This is a genomic window from Achromobacter dolens (assembly GCF_902859745.1).
Lineage (GTDB): Bacteria > Pseudomonadota > Gammaproteobacteria > Burkholderiales > Burkholderiaceae_B > Achromobacter > Achromobacter dolens.
The window spans coordinates 272,184-293,798 of the sequence record NZ_CADIJW010000002.1; the positions used below are offsets into that span (position 1 = coordinate 272,184).

Sequence of the window (21,615 nt, forward strand, 5' to 3'; positions counted from 1 at the left end):
CATGGCCGGCCCTCAAGGCACGGCCACCGGGGCATCCGCCGGCGCGCCCCCCGCAAGGGTGGGCCGCTGGCTGGGCATCGCGCTGGCCATCGTCGTGCTGGACCAGCTGACCAAGGTGTACTTCAACACCTCATACCAGTATGGCGAGCGCCTGAACCTGCTGCCGTTCTTCGACTTCACGCTGCTGTATAACCGCGGCGCGGCATTCAGCTTCCTGGCATCCGAGGAAGGCTGGCAGCGCTGGCTGTTCACGGCGCTGGGCCTCGTCGCCGCCGTGGTCATCACCGTGATCCTGCGCCGCACCCGCGGCCAGCCGCGCTTCTGCCTGGCGCTGGCGATGATCCTGGGCGGCGCCATCGGCAACGTGATCGACCGCGTGGTGTATGGCCACGTGGTGGACTTCCTGCTGTTCTATTGGCGCGACTGGTACTACCCCGCCTTCAATGTGGCGGACGTGGGGATCACCTGCGGCGCGGTACTGCTGGTGCTGGACGAGCTGCTGCGGGCCCGCAAGCCGCGCGCCTGACGCCCTCCCCCGCCCCCCTTCGAAACCCGGCCCCTGGCCGGGTTTTTTCCTGTTTGAGCCCCCCTGCACGCATGGCGAACGGCGCGATGCGGCAATGCGGAATAAAATCACTGTCCGTTCCCTGATTCGACGGCATCCAAACGCCGTCCGACGCCCATGCTCGACCTCGCCCGCAAACGCATCGTCCTCGGCCTGACCGGTGGCATCGCCTGCTACAAAATCGCCGAGCTGGTGCGGCGCATGACCGAACAAGGCGCCGTCGTCGACGTAGTGATGACCGAGGCGGCCACGCACTTCATCACGCCGGTGACCATGCAGGCCCTGTCCGGCCGTCCGGTGTTCGTCGATGCCTGGGACCCGCGGGTGCCCAACAACATGGCGCACATCGACCTGACGCGCGGCGCCGACGCCGTGCTGATCGCGCCGGCCAGCACCGACTTCATGGCCAAGCTGGCTCACGGCATGGCCGACGACCTGCTGTCGACGCTGTGCGTGGCGCGCGCCTGCCCGCTGCTCGTCGCGCCCGCCATGAACCGCGAGATGTGGGCCAACCCGGCGACCCAGCGCAACGTGGCGCAACTGCGCGCCGACGGCATCAGCATCCTGGGCCCGGCCGCCGGCGAACAGGCCTGTGGCGAGACCGGCGACGGGCGCATGCTCGAAGCCCATGAAATCCTCGCCGACCTGATCGCCTTCTTCCAGCCCAAGCTGCTGGCCGGCCGTCACGTGCTGCTGACCGCCGGCCCCACCTCCGAGCCGGTCGATCCGGTGCGCGTGCTGAGCAACCGCTCGTCGGGCAAGACCGGCTACGCCCTGGCCCGGGCCGCGCGCGAAGCCGGCGCCCGCGTCACGCTGATCACCGGCGCCACCGCCCTGCCCGTGCCGCGCGGCGTCACCGCCCTGTCGGTGATGACGGCGCGCCAGATGCACGACGCCGTGATGGCCAGCGCCGCCGACGCCGACATCTTCATCGCCGTGGCCGCCGTGGCCGACTGGCGCGTCAAGAACGTCAGCAACCAGAAGCTGAAGAAGACCAGCGAAGGCGGCGGCGCGCCGCAGATGGAGTTCGAGCCCAACCCCGACATCCTGGCCGAAGTGGCCAAACTGAAGGACGGGCCGTGGTGCGTGGGTTTTGCGGCAGAGACCGAAAAGCTGGCCGAGCACGCCGAGGCCAAGCGCCAGCGCAAGGGCATTCCGCTGCTGGTGGGCAACCTGGCGCACAAGGTGATGGACGCCGACACCACCGAACTGGTGCTGTTCGACGCGCAGGGCGCGCACCCGCTGCCGGCCGCCGACAAGCTGGACGCCGCGCGCCGCCTGATCGCCGAGATCGCGGCGCGGCTGCCGGACTGATCCCGCCCGTCCGCGAGACCCAACAAAAACGCCAGACGCGAGTCTGGCGTTTTTGTTTGCGGCGCGCGCCGCGCCTGCTGGCAACGGCAGACGCGACAGCCTGCTTATTGCTCCAGGCTGATGTTGGCGGCGCGCACGATGTCGGCCCACTGCTTGCGGTCGTTCTCCAGGAACCGGCCGAACTGCTCGGGCGTCATGCCGGTGACCGGTTCCGAACCCAGGCCGGCCATCTTCTCCTTCACGGCGGGCTGCTTGAGCACGTCCTGCAGCGCCGCGTAGTAGGCTGCCAGCACGTCGGCCGGCAGCCCGGCCGGCGCGAACACGCCCTGCCAGGTCGGCATGTCGAAGCCCTTCAGGCCCTGCTCGTCCAGCGTGGGCACGTCGGGCAGTTGCGGCGAGCGCTTGAGCGAGGCCACGCCGATGGCCTTGACCTTGCCCTGCAGCGCCAGCGGCGCGGCGGTGGAGATGTTGTCCATCGTCATCGCGATATGGCCGCCCAGCAGGTCGGTGATGACCGGCGCGGCGCCACGGTAGGCCGCGTGGGGCACCTTCACGCCCAGCTTGTACAGCATGGTCTCGGCGATCAGGTGGTTGGAGATGCCCACGCCGGCGGTGCCGTAGGTGGCGGTCGGCGTCTTCTGGAAGTAGTCCTTCAGTTCGGCCAGGTTGTTGGCCGGCACGTCCTTGTTGACGATGACCACGTTGGGCTGCACCGCCGCCAGCGTAATGGGCGTGAAGTCGGTCGGCTTGTAGCTGGTGCCCTTGGCGTTGAGCACATGGGTGATGGCCATGGAGCCGGCCGCCGCGATGCCGATGGTGTAGCCGTCGGGCTGCGATTGCGACAGGCGGTACGCCATGATGTTGCCGCCGGCGCCCGCCAGGTTCTCTACCACCACCGTCTGGCCCAGGCGCTGCGACAGCGGCTCGGCCAGCAGGCGCGCCAGCGTGTCGGCGGAACCGCCGGGCGCGAAACCGACCAGGAGGCGCACCGGCTTGGTCGGTTTCCAGGCGTCCGCGGCCAGGACCGGCGCGGCCGACATGGCGCCGACGACGAACAGTGCGCCCACGGCGCGTTGCAAACTACGGCTGAACATGAAGAGGATCCCTTATTCCAGAATTTGCGCAAGCATCTGCGCCACAACACGATTCGACAGCAGCACCGGGCGACCCGATGCCTGCGCCACCGCCTGGCGCATGCGTTCGGCGTAGCCCATGCAATGCATGACGATGAAATCGCAGTCAGCCAATGCGCGGCCGGCCTGCGTGAAATTGGCGGCCGCGCGCGCCGCGTCCGTTTCGTAGGGCGAGGCATGCACCACCGTCGCCGGGCATTCCAGCGGCACGGCCATGTGGAACGCATCGACCTGGGCTTCCAGCGGCACCACCAGCCCGACATGGCGACCGTGCTGCGACAGGCCCGCGACCAGGTGGTCCACCACCTGCTGCGGCTCGACCACCAGCGTGCGCATCGGCGCGATCGCGGTGCCCGTGCACAACGGCACCAGCAGGTCGTAGCCGGCAGCGTCGACCTGACGCATCACCTGCGCCAGGCGGGCCTCGGCGGCGGCCGCGTCCAGTTCGATCTGGCTGCCGTCGCGCATGCGCGTGGCGAAGCGGTATTCGCCCGGACGCGGCGCCAGCGCGGCCAGCGCCGCGGCGTCCAAGCCGTCGAGCGCGCCGAATTCGTCGACGCGCACGTGCTCGCCCAGCAAGGGAGCCATCTCGGGCACCACGTCGCTGCGCGGCGACTGGCCGATGGTGAAGAACGCCACGCGACGCGGCTTGGGCGCGCTCATTGCGCGCCCCCGGGTTCCCGGCCGGTGGTCTGCAGGTGCGCCATCGAGCCGTAGCGGGCCTGCAGCGCGCGCCATTCGGCGTCGTCAAAGAAAGTCAGCGCGCCCTGCCCGAACAGCTTGGCGATCTCGATGCAGAAGCGCATGGCGACGTCGGCGTCGACCGCGTTGGTGACGCCGGTGGCGCAGCCCGGCACGGCGGTCTGCGCGGTCAGCGCCACGCCCACTACCGGCGCGTCGGTGACGATGGCCGGCTGCATCAGCGAATTGACGTGCCACAGGCCGTTCTCGTAGGGCGTGATGTCCTGTGTGGTCAACGGCAGCGTCAGGGGCAACTGGCCGCTGACCCAGCCGATCACGTCCAGCATGGTTTCGGGAATGCGCAGCAGGTAACCCTGCTTGGCCACCGGCGTGAGGGCCACGCCGCGCTGGTTCACCAGGCGGTTGCCGCGGGTGGTGTCGACCGACAGGATCGCGTCCATGCGCGGATCGACTTCGTGCGACATCATCTCGCGCATCGGGAACGGCGAGCGCATCATCGGCACCGGGTGGTGCGGACGGGTGCCGGCGCGCGGGCAGATGTGGGTGCGGATGCGCACGGTGCCGGGCAGCACGTCGCCCTGGCGCGCCATGGCCATCAGCTTGAGCGCGGTGGCCACGGCGACCACGGCGCCATCGCTGTCGGACACCAGGCCGGTGACGGCCGGACGCGCGCCGATGCCGCCCAGGCGGCCGACGATGCCCAGTTGCGGCGCGTTGGCGTCGGAACCCGGGATGACAATGGAGAGAAAGTCGGTGGCCAGGCCGTCGCGCTCGAGCCGAGTGACTTCGACTTCGCAATGGCCCGCCTCGCGCAGGACCTGCGCCACCGCTTCGCCCGTGACATGCGCCGAGGACAGCAGCTCGATAGTGTCGATGACCTGTTTCATGCCGGGATCTCCACCACCCCGGGCTGGAACACGCGCGGCTCGTTGCCGCCCAGGAACAGCGGCGCATCGTGCGGACCGACCAGCGTGATGGCGGCGCCGCGCACGCGCAGCGCGGCGCCTTCGGGCAGGCCCAGCACCGGCATCGTCGGGTTCAGCGTGCAGAACTCAGCCAGGCGCTGTGCGCGGGTCTCGCCGCGGTGGCCGGGAGGATGGGCGTTGGTGTAGTGCGGATTGATCTGGAAGGACAGCAGGCCGAGCGCGTCGAAGCCCGCGGGATCGGTGATCGGCATGTCGTTGGTGGTGCAGATGCTGGGGCAGGCCAGGTTGGAGCCGGCGCTCCAGCCCAGGTAGGCGGCGCCTTCGCGCACGCGGCGCGCCACCACGCTCAACAGGCCCCGGCGGCGCAGCTCGCCAAGCAGATTGAAGGTGTTGCCGCCGCCGACGATGATGACCGCGGCCCTTTCCAGTGCGGCCACCGGATCGGCGGCGCGGTGCAGCGGCTCGATGTCCAGGCCGGTGTCGGCCAGCGCCGTCACCACCATCGCGGTGTAGTCGTCCCAGTTGCGGGTGACGCCTGCGTACGGCACGAACACCGCCGGCGCGCCGGCTGGCAGCGTGGCGATCAGTTCGCGGATGTCGGGCAAGGCGTGCACCAGGTAGCCGGCGTCGCTGCTGGAATTGCTGAGGAGCAGAAGGTTCATGTGCAAAGTTCCGTGGAGTCGTTGGCTCGGAGCGCCGCATGCGGGCGGCCAGATAGCGGGAATCGGTAACAGGGATCAGTCCAGCCAGTAGGGGTCGTTCAGTTCGCGCCCCAACGCGGCGACCTGCTGTGTCAGGGCGTCGCGCAACGCGGCGACGCGGGCGGCATCGACCTGGAACGACACGAAGGACAGGCACAGGCCGCGCAATTCACCGCTGGACGGATCGCGCACCGCCGCCGCCACGGCGCCGATGCCGGGCATCGCCTGGTCGATGGCAACCCCGTAATGGTCGGCGCGGGTCTGCGCCACGCGCTGCGCCAGTTCGCCGACGGTGGCCGGACAATCCTTGCCTTCCATCGGCAGCGACTGCGTGGGGTCGGCGCCGTAGAGCGCGTCGAACTCGGCCTGGCTCAGGCGCGACAGCAGCGCCCGCCCCATGGCCGTGCCCGAAGCGGCGCGACGCGAGCCGGGCGGCGACAGCACCTGCACCGGGTGCGAGCCGTTCAGGCGCTGCAGCACCACGGTTTCGCGCTGGTTCAAGGTGGACAGGTAGGCGGTCAGGCCGCTGTCCGCCGACAGGCGCGCCAGCACCTTGCGGCAGGCGTCATCCAGCGGGGTAGCGGCCAGGCCGGCGCGCACCGCCTGCGATAGCAGCAGGCCGGGACGATAACGGCGCGAGGCCGCGTCCTGGTCGAGCATGCCGTAGTGCTGCATCTGGTTGAGCAGGCGCGATGCCGTGCTCTTGGGCATGGATAACCGCTGCGCCACGTCGGTGAAGCTGAGCTCCGCAGCGCCCTCCGCATAAAGCGCAAGCACGCGTTGGACGCCGTCGAGAATACTCATCGATGTTCCATAAAACGGAACTACTGTTCCTTAATATCGAACAAGAATAATGCAGGGTCGGACCGCCGGTCAATACGGGGCCCGTGCCGGGGCAGCGCCGGAACATGAAAAACCCGCCGGATCGCGGCGGGTCATATCAGGCGGTGTGGCGAGCCAATGCGGACCGGCTCATCGCGTGGCGCTCTCCGCCCACTGCGCCAGCGGCAGCGGCGGCTGGGCATGCAGGACGCGGGCCAGCAGCAGCTTGAGCTCGGCCCAGCCGCCCCGCTCGCCCGGCCAACTGGACGGCGTCACCGGCCGCCAGGTGCCATCCGGCGCGCGCTCCGCCATCTTGAAGCGGAAGTTGTAGTGACCGGCCATGCCCATGCGCAAATCAGTCACCACCAGCGCATCGCCCAGCGCGTCATAGCGCAGCCAGTCATCGGTGAACCAGCGCAGTCGCTCATGCAGCGGCACGCCCGCCAGCGCCTGGCCCAGATCCGGGTGAAGCGGCTGGCGCAGCCATTCCGGCGGCTCGCGGTCGAACCAACTGCTGACGGCCTCGTAGTAATGGCCATCGGGCGTCTTGGCGATAACGCGCCACAGCAGCGTGTTGAGCGGCATGGGAACGGCCCGCAGCTCGGTGACGACGATGCCTCGCGCCTGCATCGCATCGCGCACCCGCTGCTCGGCGGCGATGCGGCCCGCCAGGCCGAACGCCAGGTAGGCCGTGCTGAAGATCAGCGCCCCCGCCAGCAGTCGCCGGGCGTTGCGCGTCATGCCCGCGATGATCGCGTAGACCGCCGCCAGCAACAGCGGCACGGTGTAGACCGGATCGATGATGAAAATCGCCGACCAGCTTTCCGGAATCGACGCCAGCGGCCAGAACAACTGCGTGCCGTAGACGGTGAAGGCGTCCAGCAGTGGATGCGTCACCAATACCAACCACAGTGTCAGGAACAATCGCCTGCCGCTGTAGGGTGCCTGTGGCCAGTATCGGCGTATCAGGCAGGCCAGGAGCAGCGCCAGACCCGTCAGCACGAAGATCGAATGCGAGAAGCCCCGGTGATAGGTCATCAGTGACACCGGGTCCGGGTAACGCATCAACACGTCCAGATCCGGCACCGTGGCCAGCGCCGCGCCGTAGATCAGCGCTCGCCGTCCCTGCACGCGCCCCAGCAGCGCCCCCTGTATGCCCGCGCCCAGCACGGCTTGTGTAACCGAATCCATAGAACTCCGACGATAGCCTTCGGTGGACGCCGCTTTCACGCGGCGCCCACAATGCAGGCGTTAAGATACCCGATTGCGTTCAGCTAATTTTCAACTTTTGCCTCATGGACCAATACATCGACAAGATCGGCGTGCTGATCGAGACCAACCAGGCCTGGGCCGGCCCCATCACCTTCCTGCTCACGCTGGGAGAATCGATGGTGCTGCTGGGCCTGTTCATTCCCGCGACCGCGCTGATGCTGCTGACGGGCGGCCTGATCGGGGCCGGCACGCTGGATCCATGGAGCATCATGGCCTGGGGCGTCGCTGGCGCCATCGTCGGCGACGCGCTGTCCTACGGGCTGGGCCGCTGGGCGGGTCCCAGCGTGCTGCGGCGCTGGCCGCTCAAGCAGCAGCGCACCGCCGTCGCCCGCGCCCGGCTGTTCTTCTACCGCTATGGCTTCGCCTCGGTGCTGATCGGCCGCTTCCTGGGACCGATCCGCTCGACCATCCCGACGGTGGCCGGCGTCATGGGCATGGCGCATGGCCGTTTCCAGATGGCCAATGTGCTTTCGGCCATCCTGTGGATGCCGCTGATGCTGGCGCCGGGCTACATCACCGCGCGCAGCCTGGGCGCCGCGGAAAACGCCCAGCAGATCGCCATGATGATCGGCGCGGGTTTCTCGGTGCTGCTAGGATGCGGACTTCTGGTCGCGATGATGCGCAAGCGCCGGCAGCCGGCGCGGATCCGTCGCGGCAATTAGCGGAGAACAGCATGGCTATCGACATGGAGCCAAAGAACGGCGACTTCGCGCGCTACATCGAAAATCTTTCGCGCGCCGGTGGCGCCACGCCTGGACGGGTGCCGAGCAAGGCCGAGACCAAGCGCCAGGCCGCCATGCCGGCGCCGACGCCCTCCCCCGCCCCGGACCAGGGTTCCCTGAACGACCTGACCTGGGGCAAGACAGCCCCGCCGCCGCTGCAATCGCGTCGCGCCGACAGCGTGCCGCCCACCGTCGCGCCCGGCCAGACGGACGCCGAGGCGGTGTCGCTGGCCAAGCGCGCGCGCCAGCGCAAGCAGGGCATTTTCCTGACCATCGCCGGCGCGGTGGCCGGCTGGGCCGCGGTCAACGTCGCCTTCAAGGCGCTGCACGCGCCGCGCTTCGACCTGGACGATTTCATGCCGGCGGTGTTCCTGGGCTTCTTCGCGCTGATGCTGTTCAAGGCCGCCAGCGGCGCCCGCGACCCGCGCAAGCGGCCGCTGGAAAAGCTGCCGCCGCTCAAGACCTCGTCGTACCGCAAGGATGCGTGAGAGGGCGCGGCCGCGGCGGCAATGGTGCTAACATTTCCGCCGCTGTCGAACAGACCCCACGAATACCGGAGTGAAAGTGAATAACGTTGTCGGATTGAACCAGGCCCAGGCGGCCACGATGCTGAAGCTGCAAGGCGACCTGAACAGCATGATCAATCCGGACTGGATCAACGGCGGCGCCCGCTTCCTGCGCGCCGCCTTCGTCGAATCGGCCGAGGCCCTGGAGCATTACGGCTGGAAGTGGTGGAAGAAGCAGACCATCGACCTGCCGCAGGTGCAGATGGAACTGGTCGACATCCTGCATTTCTACCTGTCGCACACCATCGTGCAGGCCAAGGGCGACGTCAACGCCGCCGCCGCCGCGCTGGTGGCCGACCTGGCCGGCCCCGCCTCGATCACGCTGGACGGCAAGAGCTACGCGCTGGCCAGCCTGAACGTGCCCGAACTGCTGGAACTGATCGGCGGCCTGGCGGTGTGCGGCCGCGCCAGCTTCAAGCTGCTCGAGCAGAGCATGAGCGCCTGCGAGATGAGCTGGAACGATGCCTACACCCAGTACGTTTCCAAGAACGTGCTGAACATCTTCCGCCAGCAGCATGGCTACAAGGAAGGCACCTACATCAAGATCTGGAACGGCGAAGAGGACAACGTGGTGCTGGCGCGCCTGCTGTCGCAGCACGACGCCGCCCGCGCCGACTTCGCGGACATCCTGCATCGCGAACTGGAAGCGGCGTATTCGCGCCTGTAAGCGCGCACCGTCCGCCCATGAAAAACGCCGCGTCACGCGGCGTTTTTCTTTGGACGACGGTCGCGCGCTAGCGCTGGCCGAAGCGCGTCTCGCCGAACAGTTCCTTCAGCTCGCGCGGCTGCGACCGCCAGTACTGGCGCGGCGCGGCGACCTGCCCGCCCAGTTGCGCGGCGGCATGCCAGGGCCAGCGCGGGTCGTACAGCATGCCACGCGCCAGCGCCACCATGTCGGCCTGGCCTTGCGCCAGGATGTCCTCGGCCTGTTGCGCCTCGGTGATCAGGCCCACCGTGATGGTGGGCAGGCCGACCGCGCGCTTGAGGGCGTCGGCGAACGGCACCTGGTAGTTCGGCCCGACCGGGATCTTTTGCAGCGGCGACACGCCGCCGCTGGAGACGTCGATGAACTCACAGCCCAATTCCTTGAGCCGCAGCGCGAACGCCTCGGTCTGCGCCGGGTCCCAGCCGCCCTCGACCCAGTCGGTGGCCGACACCCGCACGCCCAGCGCCACCGACGACGGCGTCACCGCGCGCACCGCGCGGAACACTTCCAGCGGAAAGCGCATGCGGTTCTCCAGCGAGCCGCCGTATTCGTCGTCGCGCTGGTTGGCCAGCGGCGACAGGAACTGATGCAGCAGATAGCCGTGGGCCGCGTGCAGCTCGATGGCATCGAAGCCCAGGCGGATGGCGCGGCGGGCGCTGTCGACGAAGGCATCGCGCACGCGCGCCAGGCCGGCGGCGTCAAGCGCGCGCGGCGCCGGCTCGGAGGCATTGTGCGGCAGCGCCGACGGCGCCCAGCCCTGCCAGCCGCCCTGCTCCGGCGGCACCAGTTGGCCGCCCTCCCAGGGCGCATGGCTCGACGCCTTGCGGCCGGCGTGACCAAGCTGGATGCCGAGCTTGATGGGCGAATAGCGGCGCACCGCCTGCACCACGCGGCCCAGCGCGGCCTCGGTCTCGTCGGACCAGAGGCCCAGATCGCCCGGGGAGATGCGGCCGTCGGCCTCGACCGCGGTGGCTTCGGTGAACAGCAGCGCCGCACCCGACAGGGCCAGGTGGCCCAGGTGGATCATGTGCCAATCGGTGGCGCGGCCCTCGTCGGCCGAGTACTCGCACATGGGCGCGATGACGATGCGGTTGGCCAGTTCGACATTGCCGACTGACGTGGGACTGAAAAGATGACTCATGCGTAAGGCTCCGGGCGATGGACGCGGATGCACAGCATAGCGCCGGCATCCGCCCGCGCGGCCAATCCCGACGCCCGCGTGGGGATTTAGGGTGGGACGAGGCCCGCCCTTTAGGCCCGTCCTTTAGGCCCGCCGCTTATTACCGCGACTTATTGCCCCTCGATCACGCTGTCCAGAAATTGCCGGGTGCGCGCCTCCTTCGGATCGCTGAACAGCGTCTGCGATTCGGCGTCCTCGACGATGTTGCCCTGGTCGAAGAACAGCGTGCGGTCCGAGCTGCGCTCGGCGAACTTCATCTGGTGGGTGACGATGATCATGGTCATGCTCTTGCGCGCCGACAGGTCGCGCAGGATCTGCAGGATGCCGCCCACCAGCTCCGGGTCGAGCGCCGAGGTGACCTCGTCGAACAGCATGATCTCCGGGCACATCGCCAGCGCGCGGGCGATGCCGACGCGTTGCTTCTGGCCGCCCGACAACTGCGCCGGGTAGACGTCGAGCTTGTCGCCCAGCCCCACCATCTCCAGGTATTCCACCGCGCGCTCGCGGGCCTGGTCGCGCGACAGCCCCAGCACGTGCACCGGCGCCTCCATGGCGTTGCCCAGCGCGGTCATGTGCGGGAACAGGTTGAAGTGCTGGAACACCATGCCGATCTTGCCGCGCACCTTGCGCAGGTGCTCGGAATTGGGGCCGGCCGGGCGGCCCTCGGCGTCGGTCCACATCGGCTCGCCGTCGATCTCGATCTCGCCGCTGCTGGGCTGGTCCAGGGTCATCAGTACGCGCAGCAGGGTCGATTTGCCGGAGCCGGACGGCCCTATCACGGCCACCGTCTGGCCCGCCGGAATCTCCAGGTTGATGCCTTTGAGCACCTCCAGCTCGCCATAGCGCTTGTGCAGGTTCTTGATGGTGATGCTGGAACTCATCGCTTTCCTCCATATCGTTGCAGGCGGGCCTCCAGGCCGCGCACGCCCCAGGCCGCGATCAGGCTCAACGCCAGGAACAGCACGCCGACCAGCGTCAGGGGCTCGGTGTAGCGGAAGGTGGTGGAGCCGATCATCTTGCTCTGCTGCAGCAGCTCGACCACCGTGATCGCCGACAGCAGCGGCGTGTCCTTGAACATGGCCACCAGGTAGTTGCCCAGCGCCGGCACCACCGGCGGGATCGCCTGCGGCAGCACCACGCCCACGGCCGTGCGCCACGGCGACATGTTCAGCGCCCGCGCCGCTTCCAGTTGGCCGCGCGGCACCGCCTCGATGCCGGCGCGGTAGACCTCGGCGCAATAGGTGGCGTAGTGCAGCCCGAGCGCCACGATGCCGGTCGCCAGGGGCGACATCTGCACCCCGGTCAGGGGCAGCACGTAGAACAGGAAATACATCTGCACCAGCAGCGGCGTGCTGCGCACGAACTCGATCACGAACGCCGTGGGCAAGGACAGCAGCGCCAGGCGCGAACGCCGCAGCAGCGCCAGCGCAAGGCCAAGCGTCACGGCCACCAGCATGCCCAGCACCGTGGCCTGGATGGTGATGACCAGCGCCGAACCCAGCGTGGGCAGGATCTCCAGCGCGAAGGACCAGTCGAATATCGGTTTCATCGGACGCGGACCCTCCGTTCAAGCAGGCGCACGCCGGCGGTGATGAGCAGCGCCACCGCGAAGTACAGCAGCAGCATGAGCGTGAAGATCTCGGTGGTGCGCAGGGTTTCGCTGCGCAGCAGTTGGCCGCGGAAGGTCAGGTCGGTGATGGTGATGAGCGACACCAGCGCGGTGTTCTTGAGCAGTTCGATCAGCAGGTTGCCGGCCGGCGGCAGCATGGCCGGAATGGCCTGCGGCACCACGATGCGGCGCATGATCTGGCCAGGCGTCAGGTTCAGCGCCACGCCGGCCTCGCGCTGGCCCGGCGGCACCGCGCGGATCGCGCCGCGCACCACCTCGGCGCCATAGGCGCCGGCATTGAGCGCCAGCACCACGATGCCCACCAGCATGGCCGGCAGTTGCACGCCAAACAGCGGCAGCACGAAATAGAACCAGAACAGTTGCACCAGCGCCGACGTGCCGCGGAACACCTCGACGTAGATCGACGCCAGCCAGCGCACGGGGCGCACGGTCGACAGGCGCCCCACCCCGGCCGCCAGCGCCAGCGGCACCGCCAGCACGACGGCGCCCGCCATGATTTCCAGCGTCACCGCCAGGCCCTCCAGCAGCGGCGGTACCAGCTCGGCGATATGTTCGGATATGAGCTGCATCGGCGCCCCCTAGTTCGCGGCGCAGAGCTTGGCGGCCGTGACGTCCTTGGGCAGTTCCTCGGGCGTGAAGCCGAACGGCGCCACCAGTTTCTTGTGTTCCTCGGTGCCGATGAACTTGGCCAGCTCGGCATTGAAGGCGTCGGCAAAGGCCTTGTCGTCGGTGCGGAAAGCATAGGCGCCATAGCCGCGCACGCCCTTGCCGTCGATCACCGGATCGGTGAATGGTTCGGCTTTTTCCAGGCCGCTGCCGTCGTTGGTCTTGCCCATCAGGTCGTTGACCGTCAACGCCGTGGCCGCGTAGGCGTCGGCGCGGCCGGCCTGCACGCCGGACAGCGCGCTCACGGCATCCGGGAACACCACGATCTGGCCGGCCGGCACTTTCACCTTGGAGGCGTATTCGGCTTCGATGGCGCCCACCACCACGCCCAGCCTGGCGTCCGGGTTCTTGACCACGTCCTCGTAGCTGTGCAGGTTCTTCGGGTTGCCCTGCTTGACCAGGAACGCCTGGCCCACGCCATAGGTCGGGTTCGAGAACGCCACCTGGCCGCAGCGCTCGGGCGTCACGTACATGCCCGCCGCGATGATGTCGAATCGCTTGGCCTGCAGGCCCGGGATCAGCGAGCCGAACTCGGTCAGCACGCCTTCGACCTCGTTGATGCCCATGCGCTTGAGCACCACCCGCGCGATTTCCACCGATTCACCGGTGACCTTGGCTTCCTTGCTGTCCATGAAGGCGAACGGCGCCTCGTTGGCGTAGCCGATGCGGATCTTGCCGGCGGCCTTGGCGGCCGCCAGCGTGTCGCCGCCAGCGGCGGGCGCGCTGGCCCCCTGTGCGGGCTTGTCCGAGCCGGAGTCGGAGCAGGCGGCCAGCAGGCCCAGGCTCAGGGCCAGCAGGACGCGGCGGGTGCGTTGGACGATCATGGTCTTATTTCTCCCGAATTTATTTCTAGGTACATGGCTTCGCTAAAAATGATACGACATTAAATCATTTCACCTCTAATGATATGGACGAAAAAAAGCAGGCCGAAGCCTGCTTTTCCCCGTCCCGCCCTATGGCGGGTGAGCACTCGTTACGAACCGTACGGGACTATGTCGTCCCTATTTTTTCCCCGCCGCGTCCGCGTAGGAGAACTTGCCATTGCGCACCACGCCCATCACGCGGGCGCGCTCGTCGAAGCCCTGGTGGTTGTCCTTGGAGATGTTCAGCACGCCGTTGGGCACGATCAGGTCGCGGGTGTTCTCCAGCGCGTCGCGCAGGGCGATGCGGAATTCGGGGGTGCCTGGCTTGGCGCCGGTCTTGAGGGCGCGCGCCACCGCGGAATCGAGCAGCATCCAGGCGCCATAGGCGTCGCCGGCGAACTGCGTCAGGGTGTTGGCCCCATACTGGCGCTCGTACTTGTCGGCGAATTCCACCGCCACCTTCTTCACAGGGTTCGAATCCGGCAGCTCGCGCGCCACCACGCCGGGGCCGGTGGGGAACAGCGTGCCTTCGACGTCGCGCCCGCCGACCTGCAGGAATTCCAGCGTGCCGATGCCGTGGGTCTGATAGATGGTGCCGGTGTAGCCACGCTCGAGCAGCGTCTTCTGCGGCAGCGCCGAGGGCGTGCCGGCGCCGGCCACCAGCACCGCGTCCGGCTTGGCGGCGATCACCTTGAGCACCTGGCCCACCACCGACGCGTCGGTGCGCTGGAAGCGTTCCTGCGCCACGATCTTGATGTCATTGCCGGCGGCCGCGGAGAATTCCTTCCACCAACTGTCGCCGTAGGAATCGGCGAAGCCGATGAAGGCCACGTTCTTGAAGCCCTTCTTCTTCATGTCCTCGACCAGCACGGTCGCCATCAGCGAATCGTTCTGCGGCATCTTGAAGGCCCAGGCGCGCTTGGGATCGGACAGCGGCTCGACGATCACGCTGGAAGCCGCCAGCGCGATCATCGGCGTGCCGGTCTCGGCCAGCACGTCCAGCCCGGCCAGGGCGGCGGCGGTGGTGTTGGGGCCGACGATGGCGTCGACCTTGTCTTCCGAGGTCAGCTTGCGCAGGTTCTTGACCGCGCGGCTGACGTCCGTGCCGTCGTCCAGCACCACGTAGCGCGCCGGCTCGCCGCCCAGCGTATTGGGCCACAGGCGAATGGCGTTGTTGGTCTGGATGCCGATCGCCGCGGCCGGGCCGGTGGTGGAGACATCCACGCCGATCACGATCTCGGCATGGACGGACAGGGCGGGAACGGCCAGCGCGACAGCGCAGGCGTAGCGGACGAAGAAGCGGGACATGACGACAGCTCGCAGGATGAAAAAACAGCGGATGGCGCTATTTTGCCTGACCGCCGCAGGCCTCGTAGACCAGCGCGGCCAGCGTCAGGTCCTCCAGCGCGCTGCCGACCGCCTTGAACACGGTCACTTCATCCGCCCGGGTGCGGCCCGGCGCCTGGCCGCGTACCAGGTCGGTGAGGTTGCCGCGGATGTCCTCGCGCGCCAGCACGCCGGCCTCGAACGCGGCCAGCAGGTCGCCGGCCTTGGTCGGCGCCTCGTCGGTATCCACGTAGACCGTGGCGCCGTCGAAGCAGGCCGTGTCGGTCTCGATCATGTCGGGCTTGAAGCTGCCGATCAGGTCCAGGTGGGCGCCCGGGCGCAGCCAGTCGCCCCGCACCAGCGGCACGGTCGACAGCGTCGCGCAACTGACGATGTCGGCCTGGCGCACGGCCTGCTCCAGATCGAGGGTGCTGCTGGCGTCGAAGCCCTGCTCGCGCAGCGCCGTCGCCAGCGCCTCGGCGCCGGCCGGCCGCACGTTCCAGACCCATACCTTGTCGATCGGCCGCACCGTGCGCATGGCCTGCGCCACCAGCCCGGCGATGCGCCCCGAGCCGACGATGGTCAGCACCCGCGCATCCTCGCGCGCCAGGTAGGACGCGCCCAGCGCCGCCGCGCCGGCGGTGCGGAACACCGTCACCAGGTCGCCGTCCACCTGCGCCAGCGGCACGCCGGTGCGGGCGCTGTACAGGTTGTAGGTGGCGTGCAGGCCCGGCAGCGACTGGCGCGTGTTCTCGGGAAAGATGTTGATGACCTTGACGCCGAAGTAACCCTGCTCGTTCCAGGCCGGCATGATCAGCGTGGTCCCGTGCGCGCCGCCCGATTCGATCGCGTGGACATGGCGCGCGGGCACATGGGCGCCCTGGCGGAACGCCTCGCGCAAGGCCGGAATCGCCGCGTCGAACGACAATGCGCGGCGGGTTTGTTCGGTGTCGATCACTACCATCTGTATCCAATGCCTGTTCGGGTTGAGCCAGGGGCGAAGTGTGACGGCGCCGCGCGGCGCTGGCAAGGCGCCGCAAGCGGCGGTTACATCGGCTTGCCGGATGCGGGCGGCCGACAGGCGACGCCCCGCCGCGCCCGCCGTATCATGGTCCATGCCCCTTCCGGCAACGCGCGCCGCCATCGGGCCGGCCGCGCGCTCCCCCAACCGGACGCGTCCGTTTCGGGCGCGTTCCTTCAACAGGAGTCACGCATGAAGAAAACCGCAACCGCCGCCTGGTCGGGCGATCTGAAGACGGGCAAGGGTACGATTTCCACGCAGAGCGGCGCGCTCAAGAACCAGCCCTATGGCTTCAACACGCGCTTCGGCGACACCCCGGGCACCAATCCCGAGGAACTGCTGGGCGCTGCCCACGCGGGCTGCTTCACCATGGCGCTGTCCAACATCCTGAGCGAGGCCGGCCTGGCCCCGCAAAAGCTGGACACGCAGGCCGAGGTCACGCTGGACAAGGTCGACGGCGGCTTCGCCATCACGGCCGTGCACCTGACCGTGGAGGCCGTGATTCCGGGCGCCAGCGCCGAAGCCTTCGACGAGGCCGCGCGCAAGGCCGAAAAGGGCTGCCCGGTCTCCAAGGTGCTCAACGCCAAGATCACCATGGACGCCAAGCTCAAGTCCTGACCGGCCGCGGCAGGCCCGGATGGGGCGACGCCATTGGCCCGCCCTATCCGGGGCTTGCTGAAAATCAATTTGACGGTCATGCCGGAGATATGGAAAATGAGAACCATTCTCAGGAACAAACATGACCCGATTCATCTACGCGATTTCAGGCGGTAAGGCAGCGTACCCTCAGGACGCCCAGGTCTCGGCCAACCTGCGCCGGGTGGTCGGCTCCGGCATCCTGGTGGCGGTGGGCTATATCGACCCGGGCAACTGGGCCACGGACATCGCCGGGGGCAGCGGCTTCGGCTACGGCCTGCTGCTGGTGGTGATCGCCTCGGCCATCCTGGCGCTGGGCTTCCAGGTGCTGGTGTCGCGCCTGGCACTGGCCACCGGCGAAGACCTGGCCACCCTCACCGCCCGCCACCTGTCCCCGCGCACCGCCAAGGCCGCCTGGCTGGCCGGCGAGGCCGCCATCCTGGCCACCGCGCTGGCCGAACTCATCGGCGGCGCCATCGCGCTGCGCCTGCTGTTCAACCTGCCGCTGCTGGGCGGCGTCGCGGTCACCGGCGTCGGCACCTTCGCCGTGCTGGCCCTGACGCGCGGCAACGCCGACCGCCACGAGCGCGTCATCGCCGTGCTGCTGTCGATCGTGGCAGCCTCGTTCGTGTTCCTGCTGTTCAAGGCCAACCCGGCCTGGACCGACGTGGCCCATGGCATGACGCAGACCGGCCGCGCGCTGCGCGACCCGCAAGGCTTCCTGATCGCGCTGGGCATCCTGGGCGCGACGTTGATGCCGCATAACCTCTACCTGCATTCCGGGTCGCTGGCGCAGCGCGCCCGCGTGCTGCCGGCCGACGCCCGCGACCTGGCCATGCGCGTGGCGCGCAACGACACCGTGGTGTCGCTGGGCGTGGCCATGTTGATCAATTCGGCCATCATGATCGTCGCCGCGGCCTCGTTGTCCGGCTCCGGCATCATCGTCTCCAGCCTGGACGACGCCCATGCCGTGATCGGCCAGACCTTCGGCATCGGCGCGGCCATCGTGTTCGCGATCGCGCTGTACGCGGCGGGCCAAAGCTCCACCATCACCGGCGTGCTGGCCGGCCGCATGCTGTCGCAAGGCTTCCAGATCAACAGCGGCTGGTCCGATCGCCGCCGCGCGCTGGCCACGCGGCTGATCGCCGGCACCGTGGCCGCCGCCCTGCTGGCCTTCACCGGCGGCCAGGACCCAGACCAGTTGCTGGTGCTGAGCCAGGTCATCCTGAGCCTGGCCCTGCCGTTCGCGCTGGGGCCGCTGGTGGTATTGGCCTGCCGCAAGCAGGTAATGGGCCGCCACGTCCTGCGCGGCGCCTGGGCCTGGGCAGCCGTGGTCGCCACCGTTGGCATCATCCTGCTGGACGGCTACCTGCTGGTGGACATGGCGCTGTGACACCCACCACGGCGCTCCCATGAAAAACGCCAGCGATCGCTGGCGTTTTTTCTGGCGCGGATCCGCGGTTCAACGATGGGCGGAAATCACAGGATGCTGGCGGCGGCCGGCGTCCATGTCGTGCAGCACCTCGCCGACGGCGCCGCCGAACCGGCGCAGGCGCAGCTTCAACCGACGCCAGCCCATGCGCGAGAACGGGCCGGACAGGGTTTCCGCCTTGATGGCCTCGCGGATCAGGGACCGCTCCAGCGCATCCGACATGCGGGCATTTTTCAACGCGGTATCGCTCATGATTCTCTCCTTGAGAAAGCGCGATGGGGGACCAGCACGAGTCCATCTTAGACCCGTGCATGCTGCGTTGCAATAAAAATGCCTAGCATTATTTTTGGCGTTGCGAAATAAGTACAAACACCACCACAACGGTGCATGATGCACCACATCCGGCACCGATATTGTGCGGCGCAATAACCGCTTTACGGGCTGCCCAGATGGGCTTCGATGAGCTGGTCCGCGATCTGCGCTACCCGGCCCGCCGGTCCGCCCTCGCCAAACAACTGGCTGGAGACGAAGGCCCCTTCGATCAGCAACAACAGCCCGTCCCCCAAGGCGACCGGATCCGGCGCGCCCATCTCGCGGGCCATCGCGGTCAGGCGCCGCCGCAGTTCCAGCTTGTGCGCGACCGCGACCTCACGCGCCGGATGGCCGGCCTCCGGATACTCGACCGCCGCATTGGTCAGGCCGCAGCCCCGGTAGCCGCATTGAACCGCCCGCACACTCAGGCCGGACAGATAGGCGCGCAACTGCGCCCGCGGATCACCCGGATGGGCGTCGCAGGCGACGTTGAAACGCCCCCAGAATTCCGCGTCGTAGTCGCGCAGGTAGGCCGCCGCCAACTCGTCCTTGGACGAAAAGCTGCGATACAGGCTGGGCTTGGTCACGCCGGCCTGGTGGACGATGGCGTCCACCCCCACCGCGCGGATGCCATCGCGGTAGAACATTTCGCGGGCCGTCCGGCGGATGCGGTCGGCCGCCAGCAGGGGTTTGGCGGTGGATTCGGCGGGCTTGCCGTCCGCCGTAGGTTTATTGGCCATGCGAGCGCCTCCTTGCGGCCGTCACTGCCAGCCGCGCCAAGAACAGGACCATCAAGAAAATATCGCTTGACGGTGTTACTGACCGGTACGTACTATTCGCAAACCCAAATACGTACCGGTCAGTAACATGAGTATAGCCCAACCGCCCTTCCCCTTCCGCCGCACGGGACAGAAGTATGCTTTTGTCGTCGTCGCCGTGATCTTCCTGGCGCTCCTGGTCTCGGCCGGGCTGCGCGCGTCCCCCGGCGTGCTGCTGGTGCCTCTGGAGGAAAGCTTCGGCTGGAGCCGCGGCATCACGTCGTTCTCCGCCGCGGTGGGCATTTTCCTCTACGGCCTCGTGGGGCCGTTCGCCGCGGCCGCGATGGAACGCTTCGGCCTGCGCCGCGTGCTGATCGGCGCGCTGGCGGTGATGTCGCTGTCCACCGCCGCCAGCGCCTACATGACGCAACCCTGGCATCTGCTGCTGACCTGGGGCGTGTTCTCCGGCGTGGGGTCGGGCGCGGTCGCGGTGGTGATGGGCGCCACCGTAGTCAACCGCTGGTTCAGCAAGCACCGCGGCCTGATGATGGGGCTGCTGACGGCCAGCACCGCCACTGGCACGCTGATCTTCCTGCCCATTCTCGCGGCGCTGGCGTCGTCGGGCGACTGGACCCGGGTGGTGTGGACCGTGGCCGGCGCCGCCGCCGCCCTGGTGCCGCTGGCCTGGTGGCTGGTGCCGGACCGCCCCGCCAGCGTCGGCCTGACGCCGTTCGGCAGTGACCCACATGCGCCGCCCGCGCCCACCGCGCCGCGCACCGGCATGATCGCCGCCACTTTCGGCGCCCTGGGACGCGCCGCCAGGACCCGCACTTTCTGGTTCCTGTTCGCCACCTTCTTCATCTGCGGTTTCACCACCAACGGCCTGGTCGGCACCCACCTGATCGCGCTCTGCGGCGACCATGGCATGCCCGAAGTGCAGGCGGCCGGCCTGTTGGCGATCATGGGCATCTTCGACCTGTTCGGCACCACCGCTTCGGGCTGGCTGACCGATCGCTACGATCCGCGCAAGCTGCTGTTCGTCTATTACGGATTGCGCGGCCTGGCCTTGATGTACCTGCCCTATTCCGATTTTTCGTTCTACAGCCTGGCGATCTTCGCCGTGTTCTTCGGCCTGGACTGGATCGCCACGGTGCCGCCCACGCTGCGCCTGGCCACGGAGGCGTTCGGCGACCGCGAGGCGCCCATCGTGTTCGGCTGGATCGTCGCCGGCCACCAGTTGGGCGCGGCCAGCGCGGCCTGGATGGCGGGCGTGGTGCGCGAGTCGCAAGGCAGCTACCTGATGGCCTTCGTCGCAGCCGGCGCCACCGGCCTGATCGCCGCCGTCATCGCCCTGCTGATCGGGCGCGAGCGGGTCGTGCCGCAGCCTGCCTGAGCCGGCCTTCCCGCCAGCGCGCCGGCGGCGACGCCGCCCCGTTGACGCTGGCGCCGGCGATTTGATAGGATGGCTGCACTTTGAAAACGCCCTCCCGGTCCGCCGGGAGGGCGTTTCGTTTTCGTTCCCCTCACACAAGGAAACCTGGAATGAAGACGTCCCTTGAAATCCATCCCGGCTCGCCGGCCGGTCTCGGCTACGCGCGCCTGGGCCACGGCCCGATCCCCGTGCTGGTCCTGCACGACTGGCTCGGCGACCATGGCAGCTACGATGCCGTCATGCCCTGGCTCGACGGCCAGGCCTTCACCTACGTGTTCGCCGACCTGCGCGGCTACGGCCAGTCCATCGCGCTCACCGGCGCCTGCACGGTCGAGGAAATCGCCGCCGACTGCCTCGCGCTCACCGACCGGCTCGGCTGGCGGCGGTTCCACATCATCGGCCACTCGATGACCGGCATGATCACGCAACGCCTGGCGGCGGACGCGCCGTCACGCATCGCCAGCGCCATCGCGGTGTGCCCCGTCTCCGCCGCCGGCAACCCCCTGGGGCCGGAGGCCCTGGCGTTCTTCGCCAGCACGACCGAGGACGACGACGCCTTGCGCCGGCTGTTCCGGCATGTCTCCAGCAGCCTGTCCGACGGCTGGGCCGACGCCAAGGTCCGCCACAACCGCGCGACCGTGGCACCCGCCTGCCGGCGCAAGTACCTCGACATGCTGGTGACGGCGGACTTCGTCGACGCCGTGCGTGGAATCGAGACACCGTTCCTGGTCGTGGTCGGCGATCGGGACCCGGGAATCGACGCGCAAGCGATGCAAGGCAGCTTCCTGGCCTGGCATCCCAACGCGACGCTGCACGTCATTGCGCATTGCGGCCATTACCCGATGCAGGAGTGCCCGCCCGCCTTCGCCGCCCTGATCGAGGGCTTCCTCAAGCGCCAGGCCGGCTGAGTCCGACGCGCATAAAAAAAGC

Annotated in this window: 24 protein-coding genes; 9 read left to right on the forward strand and 15 right to left on the reverse strand. The window is 68.4% G+C overall.

Features of this window, described 5'->3' with window-relative positions; translation table 11 throughout:
- Position 1 precedes the first annotated feature (1 nt).
- Both lspA and coaBC read left to right on the forward strand, forming a co-directional pair.
- Positions 2–526: a signal peptidase II gene (lspA, locus tag HV783_RS03485; protein WP_054502106.1), complete on the forward strand. Its 525-nt coding sequence runs from the start codon at positions 2–4 to the stop codon at positions 524–526.
- Between the two features lie 156 nt (positions 527–682).
- The gene (coaBC, locus tag HV783_RS03490) at positions 683–1,879 is read left to right on the forward strand and encodes a bifunctional phosphopantothenoylcysteine decarboxylase/phosphopantothenate--cysteine ligase CoaBC (RefSeq protein WP_054502105.1); all 1,197 of its coding nucleotides are present in this window, start codon (positions 683–685) and stop codon (positions 1,877–1,879) included.
- Positions 1,880–1,983: 104 nt separating this feature from the next.
- Here coaBC and HV783_RS03495 read toward each other — a convergent pair whose 3' ends face one another.
- The 6 genes from HV783_RS03495 to HV783_RS03520 form a co-directional block, all read right to left on the reverse strand.
- Entirely contained in the window at positions 1,984–2,973 is a 990-nt protein-coding gene (locus HV783_RS03495; protein WP_054502104.1) for a Bug family tripartite tricarboxylate transporter substrate binding protein, read from the reverse strand.
- A gap of 12 nt (positions 2,974–2,985) precedes the next feature.
- On the reverse strand, positions 2,986–3,675 hold the full coding sequence (locus HV783_RS03500) for an AroM family protein (protein ID WP_175188707.1): 690 nt from the start codon (positions 3,673–3,675) through the stop codon (positions 2,986–2,988).
- Entirely contained in the window at positions 3,672–4,601 is a 930-nt protein-coding gene (locus HV783_RS03505) for a DUF1177 domain-containing protein (RefSeq protein ID WP_064526392.1), read from the reverse strand. The genes HV783_RS03500 and HV783_RS03505 overlap by 4 nt, the downstream gene beginning before the upstream one ends.
- The gene (gene pepE, locus HV783_RS03510; RefSeq protein ID WP_054502101.1) at positions 4,598–5,302 is read right to left on the reverse strand and encodes a dipeptidase PepE; all 705 of its coding nucleotides are present in this window, start codon (positions 5,300–5,302) and stop codon (positions 4,598–4,600) included. Before pepE ends, HV783_RS03505 begins: the two co-directional genes overlap by 4 nt.
- 75 nt (positions 5,303–5,377) lie before the next feature.
- A complete protein-coding gene (locus HV783_RS03515; RefSeq protein ID WP_054502100.1) occupies positions 5,378–6,145 on the reverse strand; it encodes an IclR family transcriptional regulator in 768 nt (255 codons plus the stop codon).
- Positions 6,146–6,313: 168 nt separating this feature from the next.
- Positions 6,314–7,354 carry a metal-dependent hydrolase gene (locus HV783_RS03520; RefSeq protein WP_175188708.1) on the reverse strand — a complete coding sequence of 347 codons (1,041 nt, stop codon included), beginning with the start codon at positions 7,352–7,354 and terminating at the stop codon, positions 6,314–6,316.
- A gap of 104 nt (positions 7,355–7,458) precedes the next feature.
- Here HV783_RS03520 and HV783_RS03525 point away from each other — a divergent pair, with 104 nt between their 5' ends.
- The 3 genes from HV783_RS03525 (at position 7,459) to HV783_RS03535 (ending at position 9,390) form a co-directional block, all read left to right on the forward strand.
- Positions 7,459–8,097 carry a DedA family protein gene (locus HV783_RS03525; RefSeq protein ID WP_054502098.1) on the forward strand — a complete coding sequence of 213 codons (639 nt, stop codon included), beginning with the start codon at positions 7,459–7,461 and terminating at the stop codon, positions 8,095–8,097.
- A gap of 11 nt (positions 8,098–8,108) precedes the next feature.
- Positions 8,109–8,645, forward strand: a complete 537-nt coding sequence (locus HV783_RS03530) for a hypothetical protein (protein ID WP_064526389.1) — start codon at positions 8,109–8,111, stop codon at positions 8,643–8,645.
- Between the two features lie 118 nt (positions 8,646–8,763).
- A complete protein-coding gene (locus HV783_RS03535; RefSeq protein WP_175142913.1) occupies positions 8,764–9,390 on the forward strand; it encodes a dUTPase in 627 nt (208 codons plus the stop codon).
- Positions 9,391–9,457: 67 nt separating this feature from the next.
- Here HV783_RS03535 and HV783_RS03540 read toward each other — a convergent pair whose 3' ends face one another.
- The 7 genes from HV783_RS03540 to lhpI form a co-directional block, all read right to left on the reverse strand.
- Positions 9,458–10,570 carry an NADH:flavin oxidoreductase/NADH oxidase gene (locus HV783_RS03540; RefSeq protein WP_054502095.1) on the reverse strand — a complete coding sequence of 371 codons (1,113 nt, stop codon included), beginning with the start codon at positions 10,568–10,570 and terminating at the stop codon, positions 9,458–9,460.
- Positions 10,571–10,719: 149 nt separating this feature from the next.
- A complete protein-coding gene (ehuA, locus tag HV783_RS03545; protein WP_175188709.1) occupies positions 10,720–11,490 on the reverse strand; it encodes an ectoine/hydroxyectoine ABC transporter ATP-binding protein EhuA in 771 nt (256 codons plus the stop codon).
- Positions 11,487–12,158: an ectoine/hydroxyectoine ABC transporter permease subunit EhuD gene (gene ehuD, locus HV783_RS03550; protein WP_006383962.1), complete on the reverse strand. Its 672-nt coding sequence runs from the start codon at positions 12,156–12,158 to the stop codon at positions 11,487–11,489. Before ehuD ends, ehuA begins: the two co-directional genes overlap by 4 nt.
- Positions 12,155–12,808, reverse strand: coding sequence for an ectoine/hydroxyectoine ABC transporter permease subunit EhuC (ehuC, locus tag HV783_RS03555; RefSeq protein WP_054502094.1), 654 nt, complete (start codon positions 12,806–12,808; stop codon positions 12,155–12,157). Before ehuC ends, ehuD begins: the two co-directional genes overlap by 4 nt.
- A 9-nt stretch (positions 12,809–12,817) precedes the next feature.
- The gene (gene ehuB / locus HV783_RS03560) at positions 12,818–13,729 is read right to left on the reverse strand and encodes an ectoine/hydroxyectoine ABC transporter substrate-binding protein EhuB (RefSeq protein ID WP_054502093.1); all 912 of its coding nucleotides are present in this window, start codon (positions 13,727–13,729) and stop codon (positions 12,818–12,820) included.
- A gap of 177 nt (positions 13,730–13,906) precedes the next feature.
- Complete coding sequence (locus HV783_RS03565; protein ID WP_054502092.1) at positions 13,907–15,076, reverse strand: ABC transporter substrate-binding protein; 1,170 nt, start codon at positions 15,074–15,076, stop codon at positions 13,907–13,909.
- Between the two features lie 37 nt (positions 15,077–15,113).
- Entirely contained in the window at positions 15,114–16,058 is a 945-nt protein-coding gene (gene lhpI / locus HV783_RS03570; protein ID WP_175188710.1) for a bifunctional Delta(1)-pyrroline-2-carboxylate/Delta(1)-piperideine-2-carboxylate reductase, read from the reverse strand.
- 249 nt (positions 16,059–16,307) lie between these two features.
- Here lhpI and HV783_RS03575 point away from each other — a divergent pair, with 249 nt between their 5' ends.
- Complete coding sequence (locus HV783_RS03575) at positions 16,308–16,733, forward strand: OsmC family protein (RefSeq protein ID WP_064523566.1); 426 nt, start codon at positions 16,308–16,310, stop codon at positions 16,731–16,733.
- 121 nt (positions 16,734–16,854) lie between these two features.
- Complete coding sequence (locus HV783_RS03580) at positions 16,855–18,144, forward strand: Nramp family divalent metal transporter (protein ID WP_116791347.1); 1,290 nt, start codon at positions 16,855–16,857, stop codon at positions 18,142–18,144.
- A gap of 69 nt (positions 18,145–18,213) precedes the next feature.
- Here HV783_RS03580 and HV783_RS03585 read toward each other — a convergent pair whose 3' ends face one another.
- Positions 18,214–18,435, reverse strand: a complete 222-nt coding sequence (locus HV783_RS03585; RefSeq protein WP_054415856.1) for a hypothetical protein — start codon at positions 18,433–18,435, stop codon at positions 18,214–18,216.
- 182 nt (positions 18,436–18,617) lie between these two features.
- Positions 18,618–19,235 carry a TetR/AcrR family transcriptional regulator gene (locus HV783_RS03590; protein WP_175188711.1) on the reverse strand — a complete coding sequence of 206 codons (618 nt, stop codon included), beginning with the start codon at positions 19,233–19,235 and terminating at the stop codon, positions 18,618–18,620.
- Between the two features lie 127 nt (positions 19,236–19,362).
- On the opposite strand from HV783_RS03590, the gene HV783_RS03595 reads away from it, so the two are divergent.
- Together HV783_RS03595 and HV783_RS03600 are read left to right on the forward strand one after the other, a co-directional pair.
- The gene (locus HV783_RS03595; RefSeq protein ID WP_175188712.1) at positions 19,363–20,646 is read left to right on the forward strand and encodes an MFS transporter; all 1,284 of its coding nucleotides are present in this window, start codon (positions 19,363–19,365) and stop codon (positions 20,644–20,646) included.
- A gap of 149 nt (positions 20,647–20,795) precedes the next feature.
- Positions 20,796–21,593 (forward strand): alpha/beta fold hydrolase, encoded by a 798-nt coding sequence (locus HV783_RS03600; protein ID WP_175166728.1) that lies wholly within the window; start codon positions 20,796–20,798, stop codon positions 21,591–21,593.
- The last annotated feature ends 22 nt before the right edge of the window (positions 21,594–21,615 follow it).

What these genes read in the sequence shown, in the direction of transcription:
- lhpI (WP_175188710.1), bottom strand. Translation starts at nt 16,058, where the DNA reads ATGGTAGTGATCGACACCGAACAAACCCGCCGCGCATTGTCGTTCGAC.
- HV783_RS03585 (WP_054415856.1), bottom strand. Translation starts at nt 18,435, where the DNA reads ATGAGCGATACCGCGTTGAAAAATGCCCGCATGTCGGATGCGCTGGAG.
- HV783_RS03600 (WP_175166728.1), top strand. Translation starts at nt 20,796, where the DNA reads ATGAAGACGTCCCTTGAAATCCATCCCGGCTCGCCGGCCGGTCTCGGC.
- ehuA (WP_175188709.1), bottom strand. Translation starts at nt 11,490, where the DNA reads ATGAGTTCCAGCATCACCATCAAGAACCTGCACAAGCGCTATGGCGAG.
- ehuC (WP_054502094.1), bottom strand. Translation starts at nt 12,808, where the DNA reads ATGCAGCTCATATCCGAACATATCGCCGAGCTGGTACCGCCGCTGCTG.
- HV783_RS03540 (WP_054502095.1), bottom strand. Translation starts at nt 10,570, where the DNA reads ATGAGTCATCTTTTCAGTCCCACGTCAGTCGGCAATGTCGAACTGGCC.
- ehuB (WP_054502093.1), bottom strand. Translation starts at nt 13,729, where the DNA reads ATGATCGTCCAACGCACCCGCCGCGTCCTGCTGGCCCTGAGCCTGGGC.
- HV783_RS03565 (WP_054502092.1), bottom strand. Translation starts at nt 15,076, where the DNA reads ATGTCCCGCTTCTTCGTCCGCTACGCCTGCGCTGTCGCGCTGGCCGTT.
- ehuD (WP_006383962.1), bottom strand. Translation starts at nt 12,158, where the DNA reads ATGAAACCGATATTCGACTGGTCCTTCGCGCTGGAGATCCTGCCCACG.
- HV783_RS03595 (WP_175188712.1), top strand. Translation starts at nt 19,363, where the DNA reads ATGAGTATAGCCCAACCGCCCTTCCCCTTCCGCCGCACGGGACAGAAG.
- coaBC (WP_054502105.1), top strand. Translation starts at nt 683, where the DNA reads ATGCTCGACCTCGCCCGCAAACGCATCGTCCTCGGCCTGACCGGTGGC.
- lspA (WP_054502106.1), top strand. Translation starts at nt 2, where the DNA reads ATGGCCGGCCCTCAAGGCACGGCCACCGGGGCATCCGCCGGCGCGCCC.
- HV783_RS03525 (WP_054502098.1), top strand. Translation starts at nt 7,459, where the DNA reads ATGGACCAATACATCGACAAGATCGGCGTGCTGATCGAGACCAACCAG.
- HV783_RS03535 (WP_175142913.1), top strand. Translation starts at nt 8,764, where the DNA reads ATGCTGAAGCTGCAAGGCGACCTGAACAGCATGATCAATCCGGACTGG.
- HV783_RS03575 (WP_064523566.1), top strand. Translation starts at nt 16,308, where the DNA reads ATGAAGAAAACCGCAACCGCCGCCTGGTCGGGCGATCTGAAGACGGGC.
- HV783_RS03590 (WP_175188711.1), bottom strand. Translation starts at nt 19,235, where the DNA reads ATGGCCAATAAACCTACGGCGGACGGCAAGCCCGCCGAATCCACCGCC.
- HV783_RS03495 (WP_054502104.1), bottom strand. Translation starts at nt 2,973, where the DNA reads ATGTTCAGCCGTAGTTTGCAACGCGCCGTGGGCGCACTGTTCGTCGTC.
- HV783_RS03580 (WP_116791347.1), top strand. Translation starts at nt 16,855, where the DNA reads ATGACCCGATTCATCTACGCGATTTCAGGCGGTAAGGCAGCGTACCCT.
- pepE (WP_054502101.1), bottom strand. Translation starts at nt 5,302, where the DNA reads ATGAACCTTCTGCTCCTCAGCAATTCCAGCAGCGACGCCGGCTACCTG.
- HV783_RS03515 (WP_054502100.1), bottom strand. Translation starts at nt 6,145, where the DNA reads ATGAGTATTCTCGACGGCGTCCAACGCGTGCTTGCGCTTTATGCGGAG.
- HV783_RS03505 (WP_064526392.1), bottom strand. Translation starts at nt 4,601, where the DNA reads ATGAAACAGGTCATCGACACTATCGAGCTGCTGTCCTCGGCGCATGTC.
- HV783_RS03500 (WP_175188707.1), bottom strand. Translation starts at nt 3,675, where the DNA reads ATGAGCGCGCCCAAGCCGCGTCGCGTGGCGTTCTTCACCATCGGCCAG.
- HV783_RS03520 (WP_175188708.1), bottom strand. Translation starts at nt 7,354, where the DNA reads ATGGATTCGGTTACACAAGCCGTGCTGGGCGCGGGCATACAGGGGGCG.
- HV783_RS03530 (WP_064526389.1), top strand. Translation starts at nt 8,109, where the DNA reads ATGGCTATCGACATGGAGCCAAAGAACGGCGACTTCGCGCGCTACATC.